General features: G+C 67.6%; 15 protein-coding genes. 7 read left to right on the forward strand and 8 right to left on the reverse strand.

What is annotated here, in order from left to right; genetic code table 11:
- The first annotated feature begins 187 nt into the window (after nucleotides 1-187).
- From N7573_RS13610 to N7573_RS13620, 3 genes are all read left to right on the forward strand, one after another.
- Nucleotides 188-5,314, forward strand: a complete 5,127-nt coding sequence (locus N7573_RS13610) for a YadA-like family protein (RefSeq protein ID WP_279943193.1) — start codon at nucleotides 188-190, stop codon at nucleotides 5,312-5,314.
- Between the two features lie 61 nt (nucleotides 5,315-5,375).
- Nucleotides 5,376-6,212, forward strand: a complete 837-nt coding sequence (locus N7573_RS13615; protein WP_012511335.1) for an OmpA family protein — start codon at nucleotides 5,376-5,378, stop codon at nucleotides 6,210-6,212.
- A gap of 121 nt (nucleotides 6,213-6,333) precedes the next feature.
- Complete coding sequence (locus N7573_RS13620; RefSeq protein WP_019659952.1) at nucleotides 6,334-6,624, forward strand: hypothetical protein; 291 nt, start codon at nucleotides 6,334-6,336, stop codon at nucleotides 6,622-6,624.
- 85 nt (nucleotides 6,625-6,709) lie between these two features.
- Here N7573_RS13620 and N7573_RS13625 read toward each other — a convergent pair whose 3' ends face one another.
- Entirely contained in the window at nucleotides 6,710-7,537 is an 828-nt protein-coding gene (locus tag N7573_RS13625) for a class I SAM-dependent methyltransferase (RefSeq protein ID WP_279912740.1), read from the reverse strand.
- Between the two features lie 63 nt (nucleotides 7,538-7,600).
- Between N7573_RS13625 and N7573_RS13630 the strand changes: the two genes are divergently transcribed.
- Entirely contained in the window at nucleotides 7,601-8,008 is a 408-nt protein-coding gene (locus tag N7573_RS13630; protein ID WP_049423068.1) for a MerR family transcriptional regulator, read from the forward strand.
- 73 nt (nucleotides 8,009-8,081) lie between these two features.
- Here the strand turns inward: N7573_RS13630 and N7573_RS13635 are convergent, their stop codons facing one another.
- From N7573_RS13635 to N7573_RS13645, 3 genes are all read right to left on the reverse strand, one after another.
- Entirely contained in the window at nucleotides 8,082-8,798 is a 717-nt protein-coding gene (locus N7573_RS13635) for an MgtC/SapB family protein (protein WP_257471776.1), read from the reverse strand.
- A gap of 101 nt (nucleotides 8,799-8,899) precedes the next feature.
- Nucleotides 8,900-10,672, reverse strand: a complete 1,773-nt coding sequence (locus N7573_RS13640) for a chloride channel protein (RefSeq protein WP_279912739.1) — start codon at nucleotides 10,670-10,672, stop codon at nucleotides 8,900-8,902.
- Nucleotides 10,673-10,734: 62 nt separating this feature from the next.
- A complete protein-coding gene (locus N7573_RS13645; protein ID WP_279912738.1) occupies nucleotides 10,735-12,816 on the reverse strand; it encodes a TonB-dependent siderophore receptor in 2,082 nt (693 codons plus the stop codon).
- Nucleotides 12,817-12,947: 131 nt separating this feature from the next.
- Between N7573_RS13645 and N7573_RS13650 the strand changes: the two genes are divergently transcribed.
- Nucleotides 12,948-13,868: a M14 family metallocarboxypeptidase gene (locus N7573_RS13650; RefSeq protein WP_279912737.1), complete on the forward strand. Its 921-nt coding sequence runs from the start codon at nucleotides 12,948-12,950 to the stop codon at nucleotides 13,866-13,868.
- A 95-nt stretch (nucleotides 13,869-13,963) separates the two neighbouring features.
- Here N7573_RS13650 and N7573_RS13655 read toward each other — a convergent pair whose 3' ends face one another.
- Nucleotides 13,964-14,815 (reverse strand): LysR family transcriptional regulator, encoded by an 852-nt coding sequence (locus tag N7573_RS13655; protein WP_279912736.1) that lies wholly within the window; start codon nucleotides 14,813-14,815, stop codon nucleotides 13,964-13,966.
- A gap of 160 nt (nucleotides 14,816-14,975) precedes the next feature.
- Here N7573_RS13655 and N7573_RS13660 point away from each other — a divergent pair, with 160 nt between their 5' ends.
- Both N7573_RS13660 and N7573_RS13665 read left to right on the forward strand, forming a co-directional pair.
- Nucleotides 14,976-15,329 carry an SMR family transporter gene (locus N7573_RS13660; protein ID WP_010485170.1) on the forward strand — a complete coding sequence of 118 codons (354 nt, stop codon included), beginning with the start codon at nucleotides 14,976-14,978 and terminating at the stop codon, nucleotides 15,327-15,329.
- Nucleotides 15,329-15,652, forward strand: coding sequence for an SMR family transporter (locus N7573_RS13665; RefSeq protein WP_014037506.1), 324 nt, complete (start codon nucleotides 15,329-15,331; stop codon nucleotides 15,650-15,652). Before N7573_RS13660 ends, N7573_RS13665 begins: the two co-directional genes overlap by 1 nt.
- Nucleotides 15,653-15,777: 125 nt before the next feature.
- On the opposite strand, the gene N7573_RS13670 is transcribed toward N7573_RS13665, so the two are convergent.
- From N7573_RS13670 to N7573_RS13680, 3 genes are all read right to left on the reverse strand, one after another.
- Nucleotides 15,778-18,726: a TonB-dependent receptor gene (locus N7573_RS13670; RefSeq protein WP_279912735.1), complete on the reverse strand. Its 2,949-nt coding sequence runs from the start codon at nucleotides 18,724-18,726 to the stop codon at nucleotides 15,778-15,780.
- Between the two features lie 69 nt (nucleotides 18,727-18,795).
- A complete protein-coding gene (locus tag N7573_RS13675) occupies nucleotides 18,796-19,740 on the reverse strand; it encodes a FecR domain-containing protein (RefSeq protein WP_279912734.1) in 945 nt (314 codons plus the stop codon).
- Nucleotides 19,737-20,255, reverse strand: a complete 519-nt coding sequence (locus N7573_RS13680; protein WP_197613774.1) for a sigma-70 family RNA polymerase sigma factor — start codon at nucleotides 20,253-20,255, stop codon at nucleotides 19,737-19,739. The genes N7573_RS13675 and N7573_RS13680 overlap by 4 nt, the downstream gene beginning before the upstream one ends.
- Nucleotides 20,256-20,337: the final 82 nt, after the last annotated feature.

Genomic DNA, 20,337 nt, shown 5'->3' on the forward strand with positions numbered 1-20,337 from the left:
CCGCTTGCCGATATGGTTGCCGCTTCTGCATAACCGGCTGCCGATTCCGACCGTGGATTTGCCGGAATGCGCGATTGCCGTGCCGGAATGAAGTGCGCAGCCGCCGTTGCAAACGCTGAAATGTCAGTCACCTGCCTAACGGCAAGTCCACTGACATTCCAGTTGTTCGCCTACGGGGGAAATGCTCATGAACCGCATCTACCGGCGTGTATGGAACCGCCAGCTCAATGCTCTGGTTGTGGCCTCGGAACTGGCCACCGGCGATAGCGGCGGCAGCGCCGCCCGCGATCCGCGCAGTGTCCTGCTGATGCCGACCGCACTGGCCCTGGCCCTGCTGTGTGCGCTGGCCAGCGGGCATGCAGGAGCATCCGAATCCAATCAGTCGCTGCGTGATCTGCAGGCACTGGCCGCGAAGTACGCGCAGCCGATGCCGGTCAAGGTCGACGCAGAAGTCGCGCTGGCCGCGGCATCGCGCCAGGCGCAGAGCAGTCCGGCGATCAGCGCAGACGCGCGTGTGGGCCTGCAGCTGAGTACGACCTCGCTGCCGATCGTGCGCGACGTGCTGCCGGCTACCGTACAGGTGAAGCTGGCGGCGAACGCCGCGCCGAAGCAGGTCGCGGTTCCTGCACTGGCCGCCGATGTTCGCGCCAATGTCGGGCTGGGGCACGCAGCGTCCAATGTGGCGAAGATTGATGCCTCGCTGGCGGCCAACGTTGCGCCGTCCGCGCATGCGCCGCTCGGTGTGGCTGCGGATGCGCAGGCGAAGGCCAGGGTTGGCATCGCCGGTGCCCAGGTGGCCTCGATCGATACCGGTGCCAAGGCGGCCGCCGCTGTTGCTGGCGCATCCGCTGGCTCGCTGTCCGGCCTCAAGGCGTCCGTTGACGGTAAGGTGGATTCGCAGCTGAAGCTGGCGGGCCACCAGATCGACGGTCAGGGGCAGGTCAAGGCGACGGCAGCGGTCACGTTGCCGGCAAAGGAGGAGCTGCCAGGCGAGACCCATGATCGTGCGATCACCGCAGCTTTCGATACCGGTGTTGCCGGCAAAGTGCGCGTGCAGGCGCCCGATGGCCAGGAAGTCGTGGCCGACCGCAATCTTAAGCTGGCCGGCCAAGCGACTGTGGCAGCGCAGAACAGCGCACTGGGCGTGGGTGGCCTGGTGGGCGGCGTTGTCGGCGCGGCAGGTGGCGCCGTGGGTGGCGTGCTTGATGGCACCGTAGGCAACACGGTTGGTGCGGTGGGCGGAGCAGTGGGCAGCACGCTCAATGGCGCGGTTGGCACGGTTGGTGCAGTCGGCGGCACTGTGGGTGGTGCACTCAACGGCACGGTCGGTTCGGTCGGCAGCACCGTCGGCGGCGCACTCAACGGAGCGGTTGGCACGGTTGGTGCAGTCGGCGGCACTGTGGGTGGTGCACTCAACGGCACGGTCGGCTCGGTCGGCAGCGCCGTCGGCGGCGCACTCAACGGTGCGGTTGGCATGGTTGGTGCAGTCGGCGGCACTGTGGGTGGTGCACTCAACGGCACGGTCGGTTCGGTCGGCAGCACCGTCGGCGGGGCACTCAATGGTGCGGTTGGCACGGTGGGTGCAGTGGGTGGCGCCGTGGGCGGCACGCTCAACACTACAGTGGGTGCGGTGGGCAGCACCGTCGGCGGTGTACTCAATGGCGCTACAGGTGGCAGCACCGGCGGCCTCGGTGGCCTGCTGGGCGATACGCTCGGCAATGTCGGCGGCGCCGTCGGTAACCTGCTCAACGGCAACCTCAATGGCACCATCGGCAATCTCGGCAGCGCCGTGGGTGGCCTGGTCGGTGGCACGCTGAGCGGCCTCGGCCTGACCAAGCCCTCGGCGATTCCGCCGACCAGCCCGAAGGCGCCGGCTCCGGCCGATCCGAACGCGGGCCTGATCATCGGCACCGGTGGCCTGGTCGGCAATGTCGGGCAGCTGATCGGCCCGACCACCACCAGCCTGTTCGGCGGCAACGGCTACCTGAGCAACGGCAACCTCAAGCTCAGCAACGCCAACGTGATGCAGACCTACTCGACGGTCAATGTGCTGGGCCTGCCCGTGGTCAACCTGTCGCCGGTCGGCAGCACCCTCAATGGCCTGGGCGGCGCCGTCACCGGCGGCAGCTCGCACCTGACCCTGATCGGCGGTGTCACCTCCGACAGCTACATCTACAACATCAACAACGGCAATCCCGGCGGCCTGCTCGGGCTGCTGCTGCCGAAGGATTCGCCGGCATGGGCGGCCAAGTGCCTGGATATCGTCCTCGCCGACATCTCCTGCTGGGCCGTCAACGCCGCGCAGGACTACCAGGTGCTGATGGGTGACGGCGCCTTTGCCAACGGTTCTAAGGAAGTGGTGATCGGCGCCAATGCCCGCCACGAACTGCCGAAGGTCGATGCCAACGTGGCCTTCCCGGGTGCAGGCACCAATGACCCGAGCAACCCGACCGGCGTGCCGACCGCGGACTACGCCGCACGCATGGGCCATTCGGTGATCGTCGGCGACAGCGCGGTGGGCACGGCCAACGGGCAGACCCTGCTCGGTGCCGAGGCGACCTCCAACCAGGCCAATTCGGTTGCACTGGGCTACCGTTCGGCCGCGCTGCGCGGTGCCCAGGCCAGCTACAGCGCCTATGGCCTCACTGCGCCGCAGGTCTCGGCCGGTGAAGTGTCGGTGGGTACCGCCGGTGGCGGTGAGCGCCAGATCACCAACGTGGCCGCCGGTAGTGTCAATACCGATGCGGTCAACGTGGCCCAGCTGAAGGGTGCCATCAGCCTGATCGATGATGTGGCGGCCGCTGCGGTGACCTACGATCTGGACGGTGCCGGCAATCCGAACTATCGCCGCGTCACGCTCGGTGCGGGCACCGGCACTACCACCATCGGCAACCTGGCCGGCGGTGCGGTCACCGCCGGCAGCCTGGAAGCGGTCAATGGCGGCCAGTTGGCGGCGACCAATGCGGCCATCGCCAGCTTCTTCGGCGGTCGCGCAGCCTTCGATCCGGCCAGCGGTGCCTTCACCGCACCACTGTTCGAGATCAGCACCATCTCCACCGGCGGTGCGATCGCCAAGGGTCTGTATGAGAACGCCACCGATGCCTTCGCCGCGGTCGATGGTTCGCTGGTCAATCTCAACACGCAGATCACCGACATCCGCAACGGTGGCACCAAGTACCTGCGGGTGAACTCGACCGGTACCGAGGCACTGGCCAGCGGCGCCGACTCGATCGCGGTCGGTACCAACGCCCGCGCCACCACCGCCAACAGCATCGCGGTGGGTGCCGGCAGCCTGGCTGACCGTGCCAACAGCGTGTCCATCGGTGCCGCCGGTGCCGAGCGTCAGGTCACCAACCTGGCTGCGGGTACCGCAGCGACCGATGCGGTCAATGTCGGCCAGCTGCAGGCGTCGGAACAGGGGGCACTGCGCTATGACCTCAATGGCGATGGCAGCGTCAACTACGCCAGTGCCACGCTCGGCCAGACCGGCACGGCCACCACGCTGCGTAATCTCGGCCCGGGCCAGGTCAGTGCCACCAGCAGCGAGGCCATCAACGGTGCCCAGCTGTTTGCGGCCAACCAGGCCGTGGCCACCCACCTCGGTGGTGGCGCGGCGGTCAACGCCAGCGGCGTGCTGACCGCACCGACCTACTCGATCAACAACGTCGCCGCCAACGGCACCGTGACCAAGGGCAGCTACAACGACGTCGGTACCGCCTTCGATGCGGTCAGCAACTCGCTGGCCAACGTTGCCGACCAGACCGATGAGATCGACAAGCTGGCCGTGAAGTACGACGTCGATGGCAGTGGCAACGTGCTCAACAGCGTGACGCTGACGGGTACCGGCACCGGCGCGGTGAAGATCACCAACGTCGCCGCCGGCAGCATCCTGGCCGGCAGCAGTGATGCCATCACCGGCGACCAGCTGTTCAGCACGAACAGCACCATCGCCAACTACTTCGGTGGCACCACCGCGTACAACGGCACCACCAACGTGTGGACCGCGCCGAAGTTCAGCATCTCCAGCATCGCCACCGACGGCACCTTTACCAGCGGCGACTACAACAATGTCACCGCCGCCTTCACTGCGGTGGACGGCTCGCTGAAGGTCCTCAACCAACGCATCACCAACAACAGCGGTGGCAGTGCCTACCTGGCAGTGAACTCGACCGCAGCGCCTGCAACGGCTGCCGGTGCGGAAGCGGTGGCGGTCGGCCCGCAGGCCAGTGCGGCCGGTGCCAACAGCGTGGCGGTCGGCAACGGCGCCAGCGCCAGTGCCGGCAACAGCGTCGCCCTGGGTGCCGGGTCGGTGGCCAGCGTCGGTGCGCAGAGCGGCTACACCGGCGCCTATGGCCAGACCGGCGCCAGCAACTCGGCCGGTGAGGTTTCGGTCGGCAGCACCGGCAGCGAGCGCAAGATCACCCATGTCGCCGACGGTTCCGATACGTACGACGCAACCAATGTCGGCCAGCTGAAGAACGGCGTGAACTACGCCATCGACGAATCGAAGAAGTACACCGACCAGAAGATCCAGAACATCACCAACGTGGCCGGCAGCTTCCGCGCCAACAACACCAACAACCTGGCCGATCCGTCCGCCAGCGGTGCCAACTCGGCCGCAGGTGGCGCAGGCTCCACCGCCGCCGGTGCCAACTCGACCGCGCTGGGCAATGGCTCGCAGGCGCAGGCCGACAACTCGGTGGCGCTGGGTGCGGGTTCGGTGGCGAACCGGGCCAACACGGTCTCGGTCGGTGCCGCCGGTGCCGAACGCCAGGTGGTCAACGTGGCCGACGGTTCGCAGGCTACCGACGCGGTCAACGTACGCCAGCTGCAGGCCTCGCAGCAGGGTACGATCCGTTACGACACCACGGTGAACGGCGCGACCAACTACAACAGTGTCACGCTGGGCAGCACCAACAGCGGCCCGACCACGGTGCGTAACGTCGCCGCCGGCACCGCCGGTACCGACGCAGTCAACGTCGACCAGCTGAAGTCGGGCATGGCGCAGACCCTGGACTGGTCGAAGGCCTACACCGACGAGCGCATGGGTGGCTTCGAGCGCGACCTGCGCAAGACCGACAACCGCGCCTCGGCCGGTATCGCCTCGGCTATGGCCACCGCAGCACTGCCGCAGCCCAGCGAAGCGGGCCGCAGCATGGCCTCGGTCGCCGCCGGCAGCTACAACGGCGAGTCGGGCGTGGCGGTTGGTATCTCCGGTGTCTCCGAAGGAGGGCGCTGGATCTACAAGTTCAGCGGCTCCACCAACAGCCGTGGCGAGGCCGGTGTGGCCGTCGGTGCCGGCATCCAGTGGTGATCCCCGCCGCCGGGCCGCACGCGCGGCCCGGCATCGCGGAAACGTCCAAAGGGGGAATGACATGAAACAGCATCGCATCGCCCGCACCGGCCAGATGGCCGCAGTGCTGGGCCTGGTCCTGGGAATGGGCCTGCTGGCCGCCTGCCGCAGCCATGCGCCGGCCGCCGAAGGTCCTGCCGAAACCACCGCCGTGCAGTTCCCGGAGGCCTCGAAGGCCTCGTTGAAGGAAGGCATCTATCCCGACGTCGCCGACCTGCGCCGCTTCGCGCCGGGCATGAGCAAGCGCCAGCTGTACACGCTGCTGGGCACGCCGCATTTCAACGAGGGCATGTGGGGCGTGCGCGAGTGGAACTACCTGTTCAACTTCCGCACCGCACAGGGGGCCGAATACTTCACCTGCCAGTTCCAGGTCCGCTTCGACAGCAAGGGCATTGCCCAGGGTGGCTACTGGAAGCCTGAATCATGTGCGGCGGTGCTGGACCCGCCGCGGCCGCCGGCCCCGCCTGCACCGGCGCCGTTGCCGGAGCAGCCGTTGCGCCTGTCCGCCGATGCGCTGTTCGGTTTCGACAGCGCGGTGCTCAGTGCCGAAGGCCAGCAGGCCGTGCAGGGCGTACTGGCGCAGGTGCGCGAGGCCAGTCAGGTGCAGTCAATCCGGGTGACCGGGTATACCGACCGTATCGGCAGTGCCAGCTACAACCAGGCCCTGTCGCAGCGACGTGCCGAGGCCGTGCGCAGCGCGCTTGTGCAGGGCGGCGTGCCTGCAGCCAGCATCAGTGCCGAAGGACGCGGCGCGGCCGAGCCGATCGTGCAGTGCGAGCAGCGCAACCGTCGCGAGCTGATCGCCTGCCTGGCGCCGAACCGGCGCGTGCAGATCGCGGGTGTGGCGCAGCCACGCTGAGAATCCTGCGCCGGGGCAAGTCCCCGGCATCCCGAGTCCCCCCTGACCGCCGGCAGGACGTGGCCACGTCTCCCCCGTTGTCCACGCCTGCCGGCGGCTCAGGTTTTCCATGGTGCACGCGATGAACGCCCAATTCCTGCCTCTTTCCATGAAGACGGAAACCACACTGAGTGTGTACGGCCAGCTCGGCAATCATGCGGTGGTGCGCATTCCCGGGCGGCGACTGCCGGGATTGATCCTGCAGGCAGACACCGTGGCCGGCTTCCTGGCCCAGCTGCAGGAAGCCCAAGCCTGCCTGCGCAGTGGGCGCGCGCAGCGCACCGACGCCGAGCTGGACATGCTGATCGACGTGCTGCAGCAGTGGTATGCGCTGATTGAATCGCGCCTGGCGGACGCCGGCGAGGCGCTGTAGTAGAAAAAGGGGACGGAGGGGATTAAGTCGTTCTTGCCCCGGCTGTGCCGGAAACGACTTAATCCCCTCCGTCCCCTTTTTTGTATCAGGCGCGGGCGCGGACCAGCCAACAGGCGGCATCGACGCGCACACGGTCGCCTTCGATGAAGGGCGCGAACGCGGCCAGCGCCTTGTTTCGAAGTGCGTCGGCGCGGTCTTCGGGCAGGTTCCGCAGCGCCAGTCCCAACGGGCCCAGCTGGCCGACATAGGTCGGCAGTTCATCGCGGGCGATCGAGCAGGGCAGGTCGACCGCGACCATCTCCACATCCTTCCAGCCGGCGGCCTGCAACAGGCGCTGCACGCGCTGGCCATCGGCAAAGGCGAACTGGCCGGGTGCTCCTGGCGCGCGTGGGGGTAGATCGAGTTCATCGCCAATGGCACGCTCGGCCGTCGTCATGAATGGGTTCTCCTCTGCGCTGCGCCAGGCGATGAAACGCAGGCCGGCGCCTGGCGTTGCGGCACGATGCAGGTTGGCGAAGGCCGCGCCGGTATCCTCGAAGAACATCACACCCAGCCGCGACTGGATCCAGTCGAAGTGCGCGGAGGGCAGCGGATGCTGCTGCGCATCGGCCACGATGAAGTCCGCGTCCAGTCCTGCCGCCTCGGCGCGCTGGCGGGCCAGTGCCAGCATCGGCGCGGAGATGTCCAGGCCGGTACTGTGTGCCGCCGGGCGAGCGGCGGCTGATGCCAGCAGGCTGGCGCCGGTGCCACAGCCGATATCGAGCAGTTGCGTGACGGTTTGCGGAAGCTCGGCCACCAGCAGGTCGGCCATCGGCTGGAACAGGCCGTCGAGGATGGCCTGCTGGGCGACCCAGATCTGGCCGCCAGGGCCATTCCAGAGCGCATTCTGATCAACGGGGGATGTACTGGCCATGGCCTTGTCCTGCCGGGAAGTTGCCCATAGGTTGATGCTTGAAGGCGACTTGAGGTCAAGCCCATGCGTGAACTGGATATCGGCGAGGTGGTGAAGCGCAGCGGCGTGCCGGCCTCGACCCTGCGTTACTACGAGCAGCTCGGGTTGTTGCAGTCGCTGGGCCGTCGCGGCCTGCGCCGGCAGTACGACGAGCAGGTGCTGGAGCGCCTGGCGTTGATCGGCCTTGGCCAGTCGGCCGGGTTGTCGCTGCAGCAGATCGGGTTGTCGCTGCCGCCTCAGCGCGGATGCATTACGCTGGATCGCGAAGCCCTGCTGGCACAGGCCGATGTGCTGCAGCAGCAGATCACCCAGCTGCAGCGGGTGCGCCGCCATCTACAACGCGCGGCGGCCTGCCCGGAAGCGCAGGATGCGCGCCAGTGCGGTTCGTTCCGCAAGTTGCTGCGGGCCCAGCAGCGCCTGGCGGGTGGGTGAGAGAAGCGCATCCACGCATGGCGTGGATCTACTGCACCACGACCTCGGTAGATCCACGCCATGCGTGGATGAATCAATCGCGGGTACTGACTTCCCAGGTGGCGTGCAGCACGCCCGGCACATGCTCCATCCGCGCCAGCACCACGTCCAGCTCATCGGCACTCACGGCGGTACTGACCAGCACCGCGATCACATCGGTGGGCGCGTCGGCATGCTCGACCACCTGCACATCACCGACCGGATACTGCGCTGCTTCCAGCGCATCGACCAGGCGTTCGCGTACACGTGGCACCGCTTCGGCATCCACACTCAGGCGCACCTCGTAGGTGGCCTCGGTGGCCGTCTCGTTGATCGGGATGCGGTTGATCGCATTCACCAGCGGCCGCAGCAGGGTGTTGCCGGCGATGATCAAGACCGTCAGCAGCACGCCTTCGGCCAGCATGTCCGCGCCGGTACAGCTGCCGACCGCCGCCGAGCACCACAACGTGGCGGCGGTGTTCAGCCCGCGCACGTTCATGCCTTCCTTCATGATCACGCCGGCACCGAGGAAGCCGACGCCGGAGACCACGTAGGAGATCACCCGCACCGCCTCGGCGCTGCCGGCGATGCGCATGCCCAGGTCGACGAAGGCAGCGGCGCCGACGGCGACCAGTACGTTGGTGCGCAGGCCGGCGGTGCGTTGCCGGTACTGGCGCTCGGCGCCGATCAGCGTGCCCAGCACGAAGGCCGCCAGCAGGCTGATCACGGTGTCGGCGAAGGGGCCGGCCTGGAAGGTTTCAATGAAGCGCATGGCCGGAGTCTACCCGGTCGAGGTGACAGTAGATCCACGCCATGCGTGGATTTCGAGGCGGCCAGAAACGACTTAATCCCCTCCGTCCCCTTTTTGCGGGGTCAGTCGGTGTCCTCGACGCGCTCGCCCATCAGTTCGCGCTGGCGCTTGTCCAGTTCCTCGGCGTAGCGCTTGCGTACGAAGGCTTCGGAGACCACGCCCAGCACCTGGCCGTCGGCAGCGACCACGGCCAGTTCGTCGGCCTGGGTGTGGTCGAAGCGCTGCATCACGGTGACCACGTCCGCGCTCGGCAACAGTGACACGTCGCGGTTTTCCGCCAGTTCGCCGATCATGGTTTCGGGCTTCACGCCGTCGCCGTACACGCGCGGAATCTGCACGATCCCGGCGTAATGGCCTTCGCTGTCGATCAGGATCACGCGGCTGCCCGAGCCCAGCGGGAAGCGCTGGCGGAAGGCGGCGGCATCGAGGTCGGCCGGGGCGGTGGCCACGCCCTTGCGCATCAACCGGCCGGCGTTGAGGTTCTGCACCCAGCCGACGTCGCGGGCGCTCTTGATGGTCTCGCCGCGCAGGTGCATGCGCCAGGTCGAGAACGAGTAGCCGAACCACTGCCGCACGAGCGTGCTGGAGACCAGCACCGCGCTCATCACCACGCTGGTCAGCAGGAAGTCGTGCGTGCCTTCCAGCACCAGCATGGCCATGGTCATCGGTGCGCCGACCACCGCAGCGGCCAGTGCGGCCATGCCGGCCAGCGCGGCGGAAGTGGCGTCGATCACCGGCACGCCGGTGGCCATCGCCAGCAGGCCGGCGAACAGGGCACCGACCAGGGTGCCCATGAACAACGAGGCGAAGAACAGGCCACCGCGGAAGCCGAAGCCCAGCGAGATGCCGGAGGCCAGGCACTTCAGGGTCAGCAAGCCGCCGATCCAGATCAGTGGCAGGTGCGTGGTCAGGTCCAGGTGCAGCGCGCCATGGCCGGACGACAGCACCTGCGGACTGGCCAGTGCCAGCGGAATCAGCAGCAGGCCGCCCACCACCGGCCGGCCCCACAACGGCAACGGGCTGCGCTTGACCGTGCCCTCGATCGAGGCAATCAGCCGCATCACCGCGATGCCGACCATCGCGCAGCAGCAGCCGAGCAGACCGTAGATGGCGTAGTCGGCGGCGCGGACATCAATCGTCGAGGCCGCCGGCAGCAGGTAGGCCTCGATGCCGGCCTGGTCGGCCACGAACGCGCCGGCCAGCGCGGCGACCGCGACCGGGGCGAGTGCGGCCGGGGTATAGGCGCCGATGACGATCTCGAAGGCGTAGAACGCACCGGCCAAGGGTGCACCGAAGGCGGCGGCGATGGCACCGGCGGCACCGGCGCCGACCAGGATGCGCACGTCGTTGCGGCGCAGGCGCATCACCCGGCCCAGCTGCGAGCCGCTGCCCGCGCCCATCTGCGTATACGACGCCTCCAGCCCGACCGAGGCGCCGCAGCCGTTGGACAGCAGAGTCTGGGTCAGCACGATCAGGTTGTCGCGCATCGACATGCGGCCGCCGTGCAGGGCATTGGCTTCCACCGCATCGAGCAGGGGCCGCTTGAGCCGGGTCGCGGCCAGGCTGACCAGGCCGACCAGCAGGCCACCGAGCGGCAGTACCAGCAGCGCGGTCCAGGTCAGCGAGGGCAGGGAACTCAGGCGCATGCCGTCGTCCAGCCCGTACAGGGTGCCCTGTAGCCAGCGTGCGATGCCGGACTGCAGCAGGGTCAGGTAGCCGGCGATCAGGCCGACCAGCAGGGCAAGCGCAATGAACCACAAGTCGCTGCCGCGCAGGCGCAGGCGCAGGCCCTGGAAGGCCAGATGCAGGCGCGATGGCGAAACAGGCAATGACATGGTGGCGGCATGATACGCCGCCACCGTGATCGCCGCCGTCACTGCATCGGGCGGTTACTGCGTCAGAAGCGGTAGCGGCCCTGCAGGTAGAAGGTGCGTGGCGCGGCCACCATGCGGCCGGCGTTGCCATCGACGTTGCGGGTGTACCAGCGCTTGTCGGCCAGGTTGTTCACGCCCAGCGCGATCTCGCTGTCACCCAGTCCCGGCACCTGCCAGGCCACCTGCGCGTTCCACAGGCGCACGCCCGGCACGCGGCCCACGCGCGCATCGGCGCTCTCGGCCCAGGTGTTGGCCGCATCGGAGAACTGGCCGCTCTGGTGGGTGCTGGAGACATTGAAGGTCCAGCCGGCCAGTGCATAGCGTGCGCCGACGCTGTCGGTGTCGCGCGAGTAGAACGGCACGTCCAGGCCACGGTTGTCACCGGACTGCTGGATCGCCTTGGTCCAGGTGTAGTTGGCGTACAGCTCCAGCCCGGCCAGCGCACTGCCCTCGGCGAAGCGGTACTCCAGCGCGCTTTCCACGCCCTTGTGGTCGGTGGCGCCGATGTTCTGGAAGGTTGGCGGGGTGATGCCCGGCACCTGCAGGATCTGGTTGTCGAAGCGCATCTTGAACACGGTCACTTCCGCGCGCAGTGCACCGTCCTGCCAGCGCGCACCGAGTTCGGTGGTCTTGGCGATTTCCGGATTCAGCGGGTTGCTGGCGGTCTGTGAGTTCAGCTGGATGTTCTGCACCGGCCCGAACGAGGTGGTGTAGTTGCCGAACACGGTCAGCTGCGGAGTCAGCAGGTAGGCGACGTTGATCGAGGGCAGCGCCTTGTCGTTGCGGCTGCTGAAGGTCGCCGCGCCCCCGGCCTGGCGGCGGTCCATGTCGATCCACTCCATGCGCACGCCCGGGGTAATGCGCCACTGGCCGATCGCGATGCGGTCGTCGATGTAGAAGGCGTGTGCGTCGGTGGCGTTGTCGAAGCGGGTGGTGGCACTGGCCGCGCCGGTGCGGCGGGTGACTGTGTAGCTGCGGTCGTTGCCACGCTCGCGCAGGAAGCGGTAGCCGGCGGTGATGTCGTGCACGCTGGCGCCCCAGTGCAGGCGCTGGGTGTAGCGCGGCTCGATGCCGAGCACACGGTAGTCGCGCGGCTGCACGGTCAGCTGGGTATTGGCGGCGTTGATCAGCGAGCTGGCACGGCTGCTTTCGTTGTAATAGGCCAGTACCTCGAACTCGCTGTTGGCCGACAGCGTATTGGTGTAGCCCAGGTCGATGCCGGTGCGGTGGCCTTTCCAGAAATCGGTGGGGCGCGTGTTCTGGAACGGGTCGGCTTCGTACTGGGCACGGGTCAGGCCACCCGGGGTCAGCGAGCGCACATCGTAGTAGGAGAGCTTGGCGCGCAGTTCCTGCTGTTCGTCGATGGCGTACGTGAACTTCAGCGCGAGGTCGTTGAAACGGTCATCGCTGCCCTGGCGCCAGCCGCGGCCATCCTGGCCGGAATAAAGCAGGGCCGCGCCCAGGCCGTTGTCGCCGGTGCCGCCGAGGAAGGCGTTGTACTGGGTGCTGTCACCGCCGCCATGGTCGTAGGCGGTGTAGCGCACGCCCGCTTCGCCGTGCAGGCCGGCCCCGGTGGGAATGGCACGGGTGCTGAAGTTGATGATGCCGCCCACGTTCTGCGGGCCGTAGCGCACCGCGCCGCCGCCGCGCACCACGTCGATCGATTCGATGTTGGACAGGCTGGTCGGCGCGAACGACAGCTGCGGCTGGCCATACGGCGCCACCGCCAGCGGTACACCATCCAGCAGTACAGTCGAGCGCGGCGAGTAGCGCCCAGTCAGGCCACGCACGCCGATGTTCAGCGAGACCGAACTGCCGGCGGTGCCGGAGTTGTCGGTGACCTGCACGCCGGGGATGCGGCGCATGGCATCGCCGATGCTGGCCGCGCCGCTGGCCTCGATGCGCTGGCGGTCAACCACGGTGCGCGCGCCGGCAAAGCGCTTGACGCTGTCATGCAGGCCGGTGCCCAGCCAGCTGCCGGAGACCTGGATGCTGTCCAGCGTGGTGGCGCCGTCCTGGGCGAAGGTGTTGGCAGCCGGAAGCAGGCACAGGGCGAGGGCGGCGGCCAGCGGCAGGCGGGCCGTTTGCGGGGCGTGGATGGGCATCGATGCAGGTCGTGGAAGGGCGTAAATGAGAATTATTGCTGATTCCATTCGCCAATGGAATGCGCCTCCGGTTCATGCTGATGGGCCGGTGGTAAAGTGGGCGATTGCTTCCTGACTCGCTGAGATCTGCCATGTCCCAAGCCGCTTTCTACCCCGTCGGAACCCCTGGCCAGCCGTGGGGAGCGGCGGAACGGGAGGCGTGGCGTGGCCGCCAGCAGCGCCTGCGTCGCTATGACGAGGAAGTGCTGCCGCGCATCGAGGCGCTGGCCTCGCGCTTCGACAAGGTGGCCTATGGCCAGCTCGACTACGCTGGCGAGACCTACACCTTGTTCGCCCTGCGCAGCCGCGACTGGAACCCGGCACTGCCGGCTGCACTGGTCACCGGTGGTGTGCACGGCTACGAGACCAGCGGCGTGATGGGCGCGCTGGAATTCCTCGAAAAGCACGCCGCCGACTACGCCGGCAAGGCCAACCTGCTGGTGGCACCGTGCGTGAATCCGTGGGGCTTCGAGCGCATCAACCGCTGGAATTTCGATGCGATCGACCCGAACCGCAACTTCCGCGCCGACGGCCCGGCCCGCGAGTCGACCGCGCTGATCGAGCTGGTCGCACCGATCAAGGACCAGTACGTGCTGCACATCGACCTGCACGAAACCACCGACAGCGACGAGAGCGAGTTCCGCCCGGCGCTGGCGGCGCGTGATGGCAAGCCGTTCGAGCCAGGCCTGATTCCGGATGGCTTCTATCTGGTGGACGACAGCGAGGCCCCGCAGGCGGCCTTCCAGCAGGCGGTGATCGCCGCGGTGGAAAAGGTCACCCACATCGCGCCGGCTGACGACAAGGGCGAGATCATCGGTTCGCCGGTGGTGGCGCATGGCGTGATCGAGTACCCGCTGGTGAAGCTGGGCCTGTGCGCCGGCATTACCGGGGCGAAGTACACCACCACCACCGAGGTCTACCCGGACAGCTCGCGTGCGACCCCACAGCAGTGCAACGACGCACAGGTGGCGGCGGTTTGCTCGGCGCTGGATTACGCGCTGGCCCATCGCTGACCGGTAGTGCCGGCCGCTGGCCGGCAACTGAAAAAGGGGACGGAGGGGATTAAGTCGTTTGTGCCACAAACGACTTAATCCCCTCCGTCCCCTTTTTACCCCAACGCGTCGGCCCACCAGAGTGCGGCCGGGCCTGGCGGCGCGTCGCGGCGCCACAGCAGGTCGCTGTGGATGCGCCGCGGCCAGCCGGGCAGTACCAGTTCCACCAGCCGCCTGCGGTCGTAGCGCTGTACCAGTGCGCGCGGTAGTTCGGCCCAGCCGAGGCCGTCCTCGGCCATCTCCATCACCATCAGGTAATCGGTGGCGGTCCAGGCCAGGCCGGTGACCACGCGGGATTGATCGACTTCCGCGCTCAAGCGCACCTGTCTATGCCGCGCCAGCTGTGCGGCGGCGCGACGGCCAGCGCTGGCCAGCGGATGCTCGCGCGCCACATACACCGACAGTTCGCTGTGGTGCGCCAGCGGACGTGCCACCAGTCCGTCCGGATAGTGCTCCTGCCGTGGCAGCAGACCCAGCGCGGCGCGTCCGTTGCTCACCAGTTCCAGCACGTCCTCGCCCTCGGCATCCAGCCATTCCAGCTCGATCTCCGGAAACGCCTCGGCGAAGCGTTGCAGCACCCGTTGTTCCGGGTCCAGTTGGTAGACGTCGGAGAATGCCACGGTCAAGCGCGGCTCGACCGGTGCGGCCAGGCGTACGCTCAACTGCTGCAGGCGGGCATCGGCAGCCAGGATTTCCTGCGCGTGCCCAAGTACCTGGCGCCCGGCCTCGGTCAGCTGCGGGTAGCGCCCGCTGCGGTCGAACAGGCTCACGCCCAGGTCGGCTTCCAGGTGGGCGATGGCGGTGCTGACCGTCGATTGGGTCTTGCGCAGGCGCCGCGCCGCCGCCGAGAACGAGCCCAGCGCCGCGGCTTCCACGAAGGCCTGCAGGGATTCAGGGGAGTAGGGCATTGATCCATCGCTCCTGTCGATGGAATCCATTTTGATACCACCGTAAAAGGCGATGATACTGGCTTCCGTCGCCCCCGTCTGCGGGGCGTTCCGGACCCTCCACGCTCGGCGTGGATCCATTGATGAGGCGGCGTGGTCCCCGCCCTGCAAGGAGCTTCACATGTCCCGTACTGTTCCCGCCCGTGGCGCGCTGGTCGCCTGGGCCTGCCTGACCGTGGCGATCGTCGCCGAAGTGGTCGGCACCTCGTTCATGGCCCATGCCGCTCGCGATGGTGGCTGGACCGGTTACCTGATCATGGCCGGCGCGCTGGCGCTGTCCTACTTCTTCCTGGCGCAGTCGGTGCGCCGCATCGCCGTGGGCGTGGCCTATGCGGTATGGGAAGGCCTCGGCCTGACCCTGCTCACTGTGGTCGGCCTCACCGTCTTCGGTGAAAGCCTGTCGCTGCAGCAGCTGGCCGGCCTGGTGCTGGCAGTGGTCGGCATCGTCTGCGTCACCCTCGGGGAGGCGCACTGATGAATACCCTGGCGTTGTTTTTCGTGATCTGTTCGGCCTTGATCGACGTCGCCGCCAACATGATGGTGGCCAAGTCGGAAGGCTTCCGCCGCTGGCGCTGGGGCGTCGCTGCGATCGTCATGGTCTGGATCGCCTTTGCCCTGCTGGGCCAGGCTGTGCGTTACATGGATCTGGCCACCGCCTATGCGATGTGGGGTGCGATCGGCGTGATCGGTACCGCCACCTGCGGCCGCCTGTTGTTCGGCAACCGCCTGCGCCCGATCGGTTGGGTCGGCATCGGTCTGGTTACTGTTGCGGTGCTGCTGCTGAGTACTGCGAAGTGATGCATCGTTGCGCCAACTAAGGTTGGCGCCTACCAGAACCACGGTTGGCACCTTCCAGAGCGTGAGCCGTCGCAAGCAAGCGCCCCGGGGATGATCTCCCCGGGGCGTTGCTGCTTCTGCAGCACTCAGAAGCGTGCGGTGAAGTTCAGCCGCGTGGTGCGCCCCGGGCCCGGCATCAGGCTCATCGCCAGCGTGTCCATGTAGTAGGTGTTGCGCAGGTTGCTGACCACCAGCTCCACTTCGCTGCGCGGCGTGAACTGCCAGCGCGCATAGAAGTCATAGATCGCGGTCGGCAGGTAGATGTTCTGCAGGCCGGTCGAGCCGGTGGTGTTCCAGGGCTTGTCCAGTTCGTGGGTGGGGCCGCTGTTGTAGGTGCGGCGGATGCCGGTATCCAGCCGTTTGTCGAACAGGCGGAAGCCCAGCGTGCTGTGGATCGAGTACTTCGGCGGGTTCTGTGCGTTGACGAACGAGGTGCCGAAGCCGCCGTCCACGCAGTCCGGAGTGGTGTCCAGCTTGCTCCACTTCGCATAGGGGTCTTCGCGCAGGCGCTTGGCGGTGGCCGCATCGCAGGTACGCGCGCGCTGGTAGTAGCTGGCCGACAGGTCCAGGTAGGCGATGCCGGCGTCATAGCCGGACTGCAGCTCATAGCCGGACACGGTGTAATTGTCGACGTTGTCGACATAGAACGCCCAGTTGCTGGAATCGAAGCGACGGGTGATCGCGTTGTCGATATCGTTCTTGAACCAGGCCACCTTGAACGCCAGGCGATCACCGTCACGCCACAGGTCCTGCTTGAGCAGGCTGAAGCCGATGTCCCACGAGCGGTTCTTCTCCGGCTTCAGGTCGGCCACCGGTGCCGAGGTGCTGTTGCCCAGCGTCGACTCGAACAGGCTGGGCATCTTCCAGCCCTGCGCGTACTTCACGTAGAAGAACATGTCCTGGTCGAGGTTGAAGCGCGCCTCTGCATACGGCGCGAAGCCGTGGCCGGAGCGGCGGATCGCCGGCTTGTAGCCCCAGGTGGTGGGAATCTGCTTGGTATAGAAACCGTTGGCGCCGCGCGGATCAGGAATGAAGCCGTCGAAATCGTAGGCCTGGCCCAGCGTGCTGTCGCCATAGGGCGTGGCGCGCAGCGAGTCGTAGGTGTAGTTGCCCTGTGCATCCGGGTACCACTCCTTGTACCAGCCCGGCAGCAGCTGGCCGCCCTTGCTCAGGCGCGCGAAGGTGTAGCGCAGGTCGCGCGATTCACTGACGAAGGCCACGCGGTTGCGGTCGCGGGTGCGGTAGTCGGTGAAGCGGCCGCCCGCGGTCAGCGACAGCCAGTCCCACGGCTGCCATTGCAGCGAGGCGACGACGCTGGCCTCGCGGCGCGTGCCCGAGCGCAGGTAGCGGTTGTTGTTGAAATCCACCGGCAGCACCGGTGAGTTGGGCGCGGTGTCCTCGTGCTGGAAGGAGGCGCCATAGCGCAGCGTCCAGTCGCCCAGATCATTGCTGAAGCGCGTGGTGTTGCTGCTGTCCACGCCCCAGCGCTGGGTCTTCACGTCCGACTGCAGTCCCGGGCCGTAGGTCTCGCCCAGCGTGTCGGGCATCTGGTCGTTGGGCACGTCCTTGAACAGCGGCGTGTTGGCGATGTTGCTGTTGAACATGCGGCTGGTGGCGGTGGTGAACCACAGCGTGCTGCTCAGGTCCAGCCACGGATGTGCCTCGGGCCGGTAGCGGTGGCGCAGCGAGGTGGCGTTGACCCGCATTTTTCCCGGCTCGAACTGGAACATGGTGTTGGCCTTGTCCACGTAGGTCACCCATTCATTGGACTCACCTACGCGGCCGATCGCCGACGGCATGATCTCGCCGAAACTCGAATTGAAGTAGCGGTGGCTCAGCTCCAGGCGTTGGTCCGGGTTGGGCGTCCAGGTGAATTTAAGCAGTGCGGATTCGTTGTCGGTATGCGTGTTGAGCACTTCATCGCCCGGATGGAAGAGCTTGGACACCGCCTGGCTGGACATGCCGGTACCGCCGCTGGACAGGTGCTGGTTGTCGTAGCGATGCGCGCCGTTGCTGCCGGCGAAGAAGTTGCCCTGGCGGCGCCGCGCATAGGCCGCGACCAGCTGCCAGTCTTCGCCACGCTGGGCGAAGGCCACGCTGCCATTCCAGTCGCGCGGGTCGCGCAGGCTGTTGCGGTTGTCGCTGCCGCGCGCGATCTGCTTGAAGGTGCGGGTGCGGTCGATGCTGTTGTCGGCCACGCCGCCGCGCATGCGCAGGCCCCAGGTCTGGCCATCATCGAGGATGTCATCGACGTTCAACGTTTCCATGTAGACCACGCCGCCGATCGCGCTGGCGGCGTTGGCGGCCAGGCTCGGTCCCTTTTCAATGCTGACCGCGCTGATCAGGTCCGGGTCGAGATAACTGCGCTGCTGCACGCCGGCATAACCGCGGTACACGTCGATGGCCTGCTGGCCGCCGTCGATGATCACCGGCACCCGGTTCTGGCCCTGCAGGCCGCGGATGTTGACGTCCAGCGCACCGCCGTTGCGAACGTCAGCGGTGTGCACGCCCACCGCACCGGCCAGCACGTCGCCGATCGACTGGCCGCGGAAGCGTTCCAGTTGCTGATGGTCCAGGTGCACGCGGGAGCCGCTGTCACGGTAGACCGCATCGGCATCGGCGAGGCCCCACGGTGAAGCGCCTTCGCTGGCCTGGCCAGCCACGCGCAGGGTGCCGATCTGGCGTACCCCGGCTTCAGCGGTGGGTGCCGCCTGCAGCACCACACCGCTGGCATCACGCTGGAAGGCCAGGCCGGTGCCGGCCAGCAGCTGCGCCAATGCGGCGTCAGTACCGAGCGTGGCCTGCACGCCGCTGCTGTGGCGGCCGCGGGTCAGGCGCGCATCGGCAGCGATCGACAGGCCCGACTGCTGGCCGAACGCGGTCAGGGCCTGGTCGAGCGGGCCAGCCGGGATCTGCCAGCGAATGGCGGCCGCAGTGTCCTGTGCATGGGCGGCGGCCGGCAGCAGGCACGGGGAGGCCATGGCCAGGCACAGCGCGATGGCCAGGGGGCGAGGGGAGGGGCAGGGCAGTTTCATGGGGGTGGCAACATCCGCAATGGGTTCCCTTGTAGTGCCCGGTGAGCGCGCAGAAAGGGAACCGCGATTTCAAAGCGGACGCACGACGGTCCACCACGGCCAGCGCTGCTCGACACGGATCGGCAGGGCGCGGGCCAGCAGATGCAGCGCCTGGGTGCTGTCCAGGCGTGGCAGTACCGCCGTGACTTTCAATGCGGCGAGCGCCGGATCACAACCCAGATAGCCCTGATGGTGGCGGGCCAGCTCATCGATGACGCGGATCAAAGGCGTGTCCTGTACCTGCAGGCGTCCGTCCTGCCAGTCACCGCGCAGAGGATCGGCAGCGACCGTTGTGAGCCCGCCCATCGGGCCGATCCGTACCGCGCCTCCGGCAGCCACATCCAGCGCCGCACCGAACATCGGCAGGCAGCGCACCGCGCCCTCGAATACATCCAACCGGCTGTCCTGCGCTTCGCGACCGACCGCGAAGCGGGTGCCGGCAGGCTGCAGGCGTGCGCCCGGCACATGCACGGTCAGCGGCAGGCCGGTGAATGCAGGGTGGTGGCCGGTCTGCAGCAGCAGTTCGCCACGCAGCAGATGCAGGGCGCGGCGGTCGCTGCCGATGTCGATCGTGACTTCACTGTCGGCGTTGAGCCACAGCTGGCTGCCGTCGATCAGCGTCCACTGCCCGGTATACCCGGCAGCGGTGCGCTGTGTCTGCAGGCCGCGTTGTTCGCGCAGCCCATGCAGGCCGAGCAGGGAGACCGCACCGATGCCGAGGGCGCCACCGAGGCTGCGAAGCGCGCGACGGCGGCGACGTCCGGCAGCATCGAGTGCCGTGGCAGCAGCCGGTGCCGACAGGGGAGCAAAAGACTGCCAGACCGTCTCGACCCGGCGCCACGCGTCGGCATGATCGGCATCGGCCTGCAGCCAGGCGTGCCAGCGCCGCTGGTCGCTGTCGCTCCAGCCCTGCTGGCGCAGCGCGAACCACTCTGCCGCCTGCTCCAGCGCCGGGCTGGCCAGTGCGGCATTCATGCCGTGGCGTCGCCGGACAGGCGCAGGCAATGCAGCATCGCCTGCGCCATGTACTTCTTGACCATGCGCTCGGACACGCCCAGTTGCTGGCCGATCTCCGCATAGCCCAGGCCGGACAGCCGGGCCAGCAGGAACGCACGGCGTGGCCGCTCGGCCAGGCCAGCCAGCATGTCGGCGATGGCGTGCAGCAGTTGCAGTGCCTGCGTGCGTTCTTCCGCCGATGGATGCACCGGCTCCGGCTGCGCGGCCAAGGCCGTCAGGTAGGCGCGCTCCAGATCCGCGCGCTGCCAGTGATTGACCAGCAGCGCGTGCGCGATGGTGCTGAGATAGGCACGCGGCAGGCGCAGTTCGGACGGATCGACACGACGGCTGAGCAGGCGCACGAAGGTGTCCTGGGTCAGGTCGGCGGCGCAGTCGGCGTTGTGGGTGCGGCGGCGCAGCCAGCCCAGCAGCCAGCCATGGTGTTCGCGGTAGAACCCCGCCAGCGCAGTGCTGGAGGCGGCGGGCACGGCCATTGGCATCGATCATTAATGAGAATGATTCCCATTATAGTGCGATCGAGCGGTGTACGACAAACCCTGCGCAGGGGGCAACGGC

This window comes from Stenotrophomonas sp. GD04054 (assembly GCF_029836955.1).
Lineage (GTDB): Bacteria > Pseudomonadota > Gammaproteobacteria > Xanthomonadales > Xanthomonadaceae > Stenotrophomonas > Stenotrophomonas maltophilia_A.

Bases quoted from the DNA above. Each gene is read 5' to 3' on its own strand.
- N7573_RS13660 (WP_010485170.1), top strand. From the start codon at position 14,976: ATGTCCCGTACTGTTCCCGCCCGTGGCGCGCTGGTCGCCTGGGCCTGC.
- N7573_RS13650 (WP_279912737.1), top strand. From the start codon at position 12,948: ATGTCCCAAGCCGCTTTCTACCCCGTCGGAACCCCTGGCCAGCCGTGG.
- N7573_RS13640 (WP_279912739.1), bottom strand. From the start codon at position 10,672: ATGTCATTGCCTGTTTCGCCATCGCGCCTGCATCTGGCCTTCCAGGGC.
- N7573_RS13615 (WP_012511335.1), top strand. From the start codon at position 5,376: ATGAAACAGCATCGCATCGCCCGCACCGGCCAGATGGCCGCAGTGCTG.
- N7573_RS13630 (WP_049423068.1), top strand. From the start codon at position 7,601: ATGCGTGAACTGGATATCGGCGAGGTGGTGAAGCGCAGCGGCGTGCCG.
- N7573_RS13610 (WP_279943193.1), top strand. From the start codon at position 188: ATGAACCGCATCTACCGGCGTGTATGGAACCGCCAGCTCAATGCTCTG.
- N7573_RS13675 (WP_279912734.1), bottom strand. From the start codon at position 19,740: ATGAATGCCGCACTGGCCAGCCCGGCGCTGGAGCAGGCGGCAGAGTGG.
- N7573_RS13625 (WP_279912740.1), bottom strand. From the start codon at position 7,537: ATGGCCAGTACATCCCCCGTTGATCAGAATGCGCTCTGGAATGGCCCT.
- N7573_RS13670 (WP_279912735.1), bottom strand. From the start codon at position 18,726: ATGAAACTGCCCTGCCCCTCCCCTCGCCCCCTGGCCATCGCGCTGTGC.
- N7573_RS13680 (WP_197613774.1), bottom strand. From the start codon at position 20,255: ATGGCCGTGCCCGCCGCCTCCAGCACTGCGCTGGCGGGGTTCTACCGC.
- N7573_RS13655 (WP_279912736.1), bottom strand. From the start codon at position 14,815: ATGCCCTACTCCCCTGAATCCCTGCAGGCCTTCGTGGAAGCCGCGGCG.
- N7573_RS13620 (WP_019659952.1), top strand. From the start codon at position 6,334: ATGAACGCCCAATTCCTGCCTCTTTCCATGAAGACGGAAACCACACTG.
- N7573_RS13665 (WP_014037506.1), top strand. From the start codon at position 15,329: ATGAATACCCTGGCGTTGTTTTTCGTGATCTGTTCGGCCTTGATCGAC.
- N7573_RS13645 (WP_279912738.1), bottom strand. From the start codon at position 12,816: ATGCCCATCCACGCCCCGCAAACGGCCCGCCTGCCGCTGGCCGCCGCC.
- N7573_RS13635 (WP_257471776.1), bottom strand. From the start codon at position 8,798: ATGCGCTTCATTGAAACCTTCCAGGCCGGCCCCTTCGCCGACACCGTG.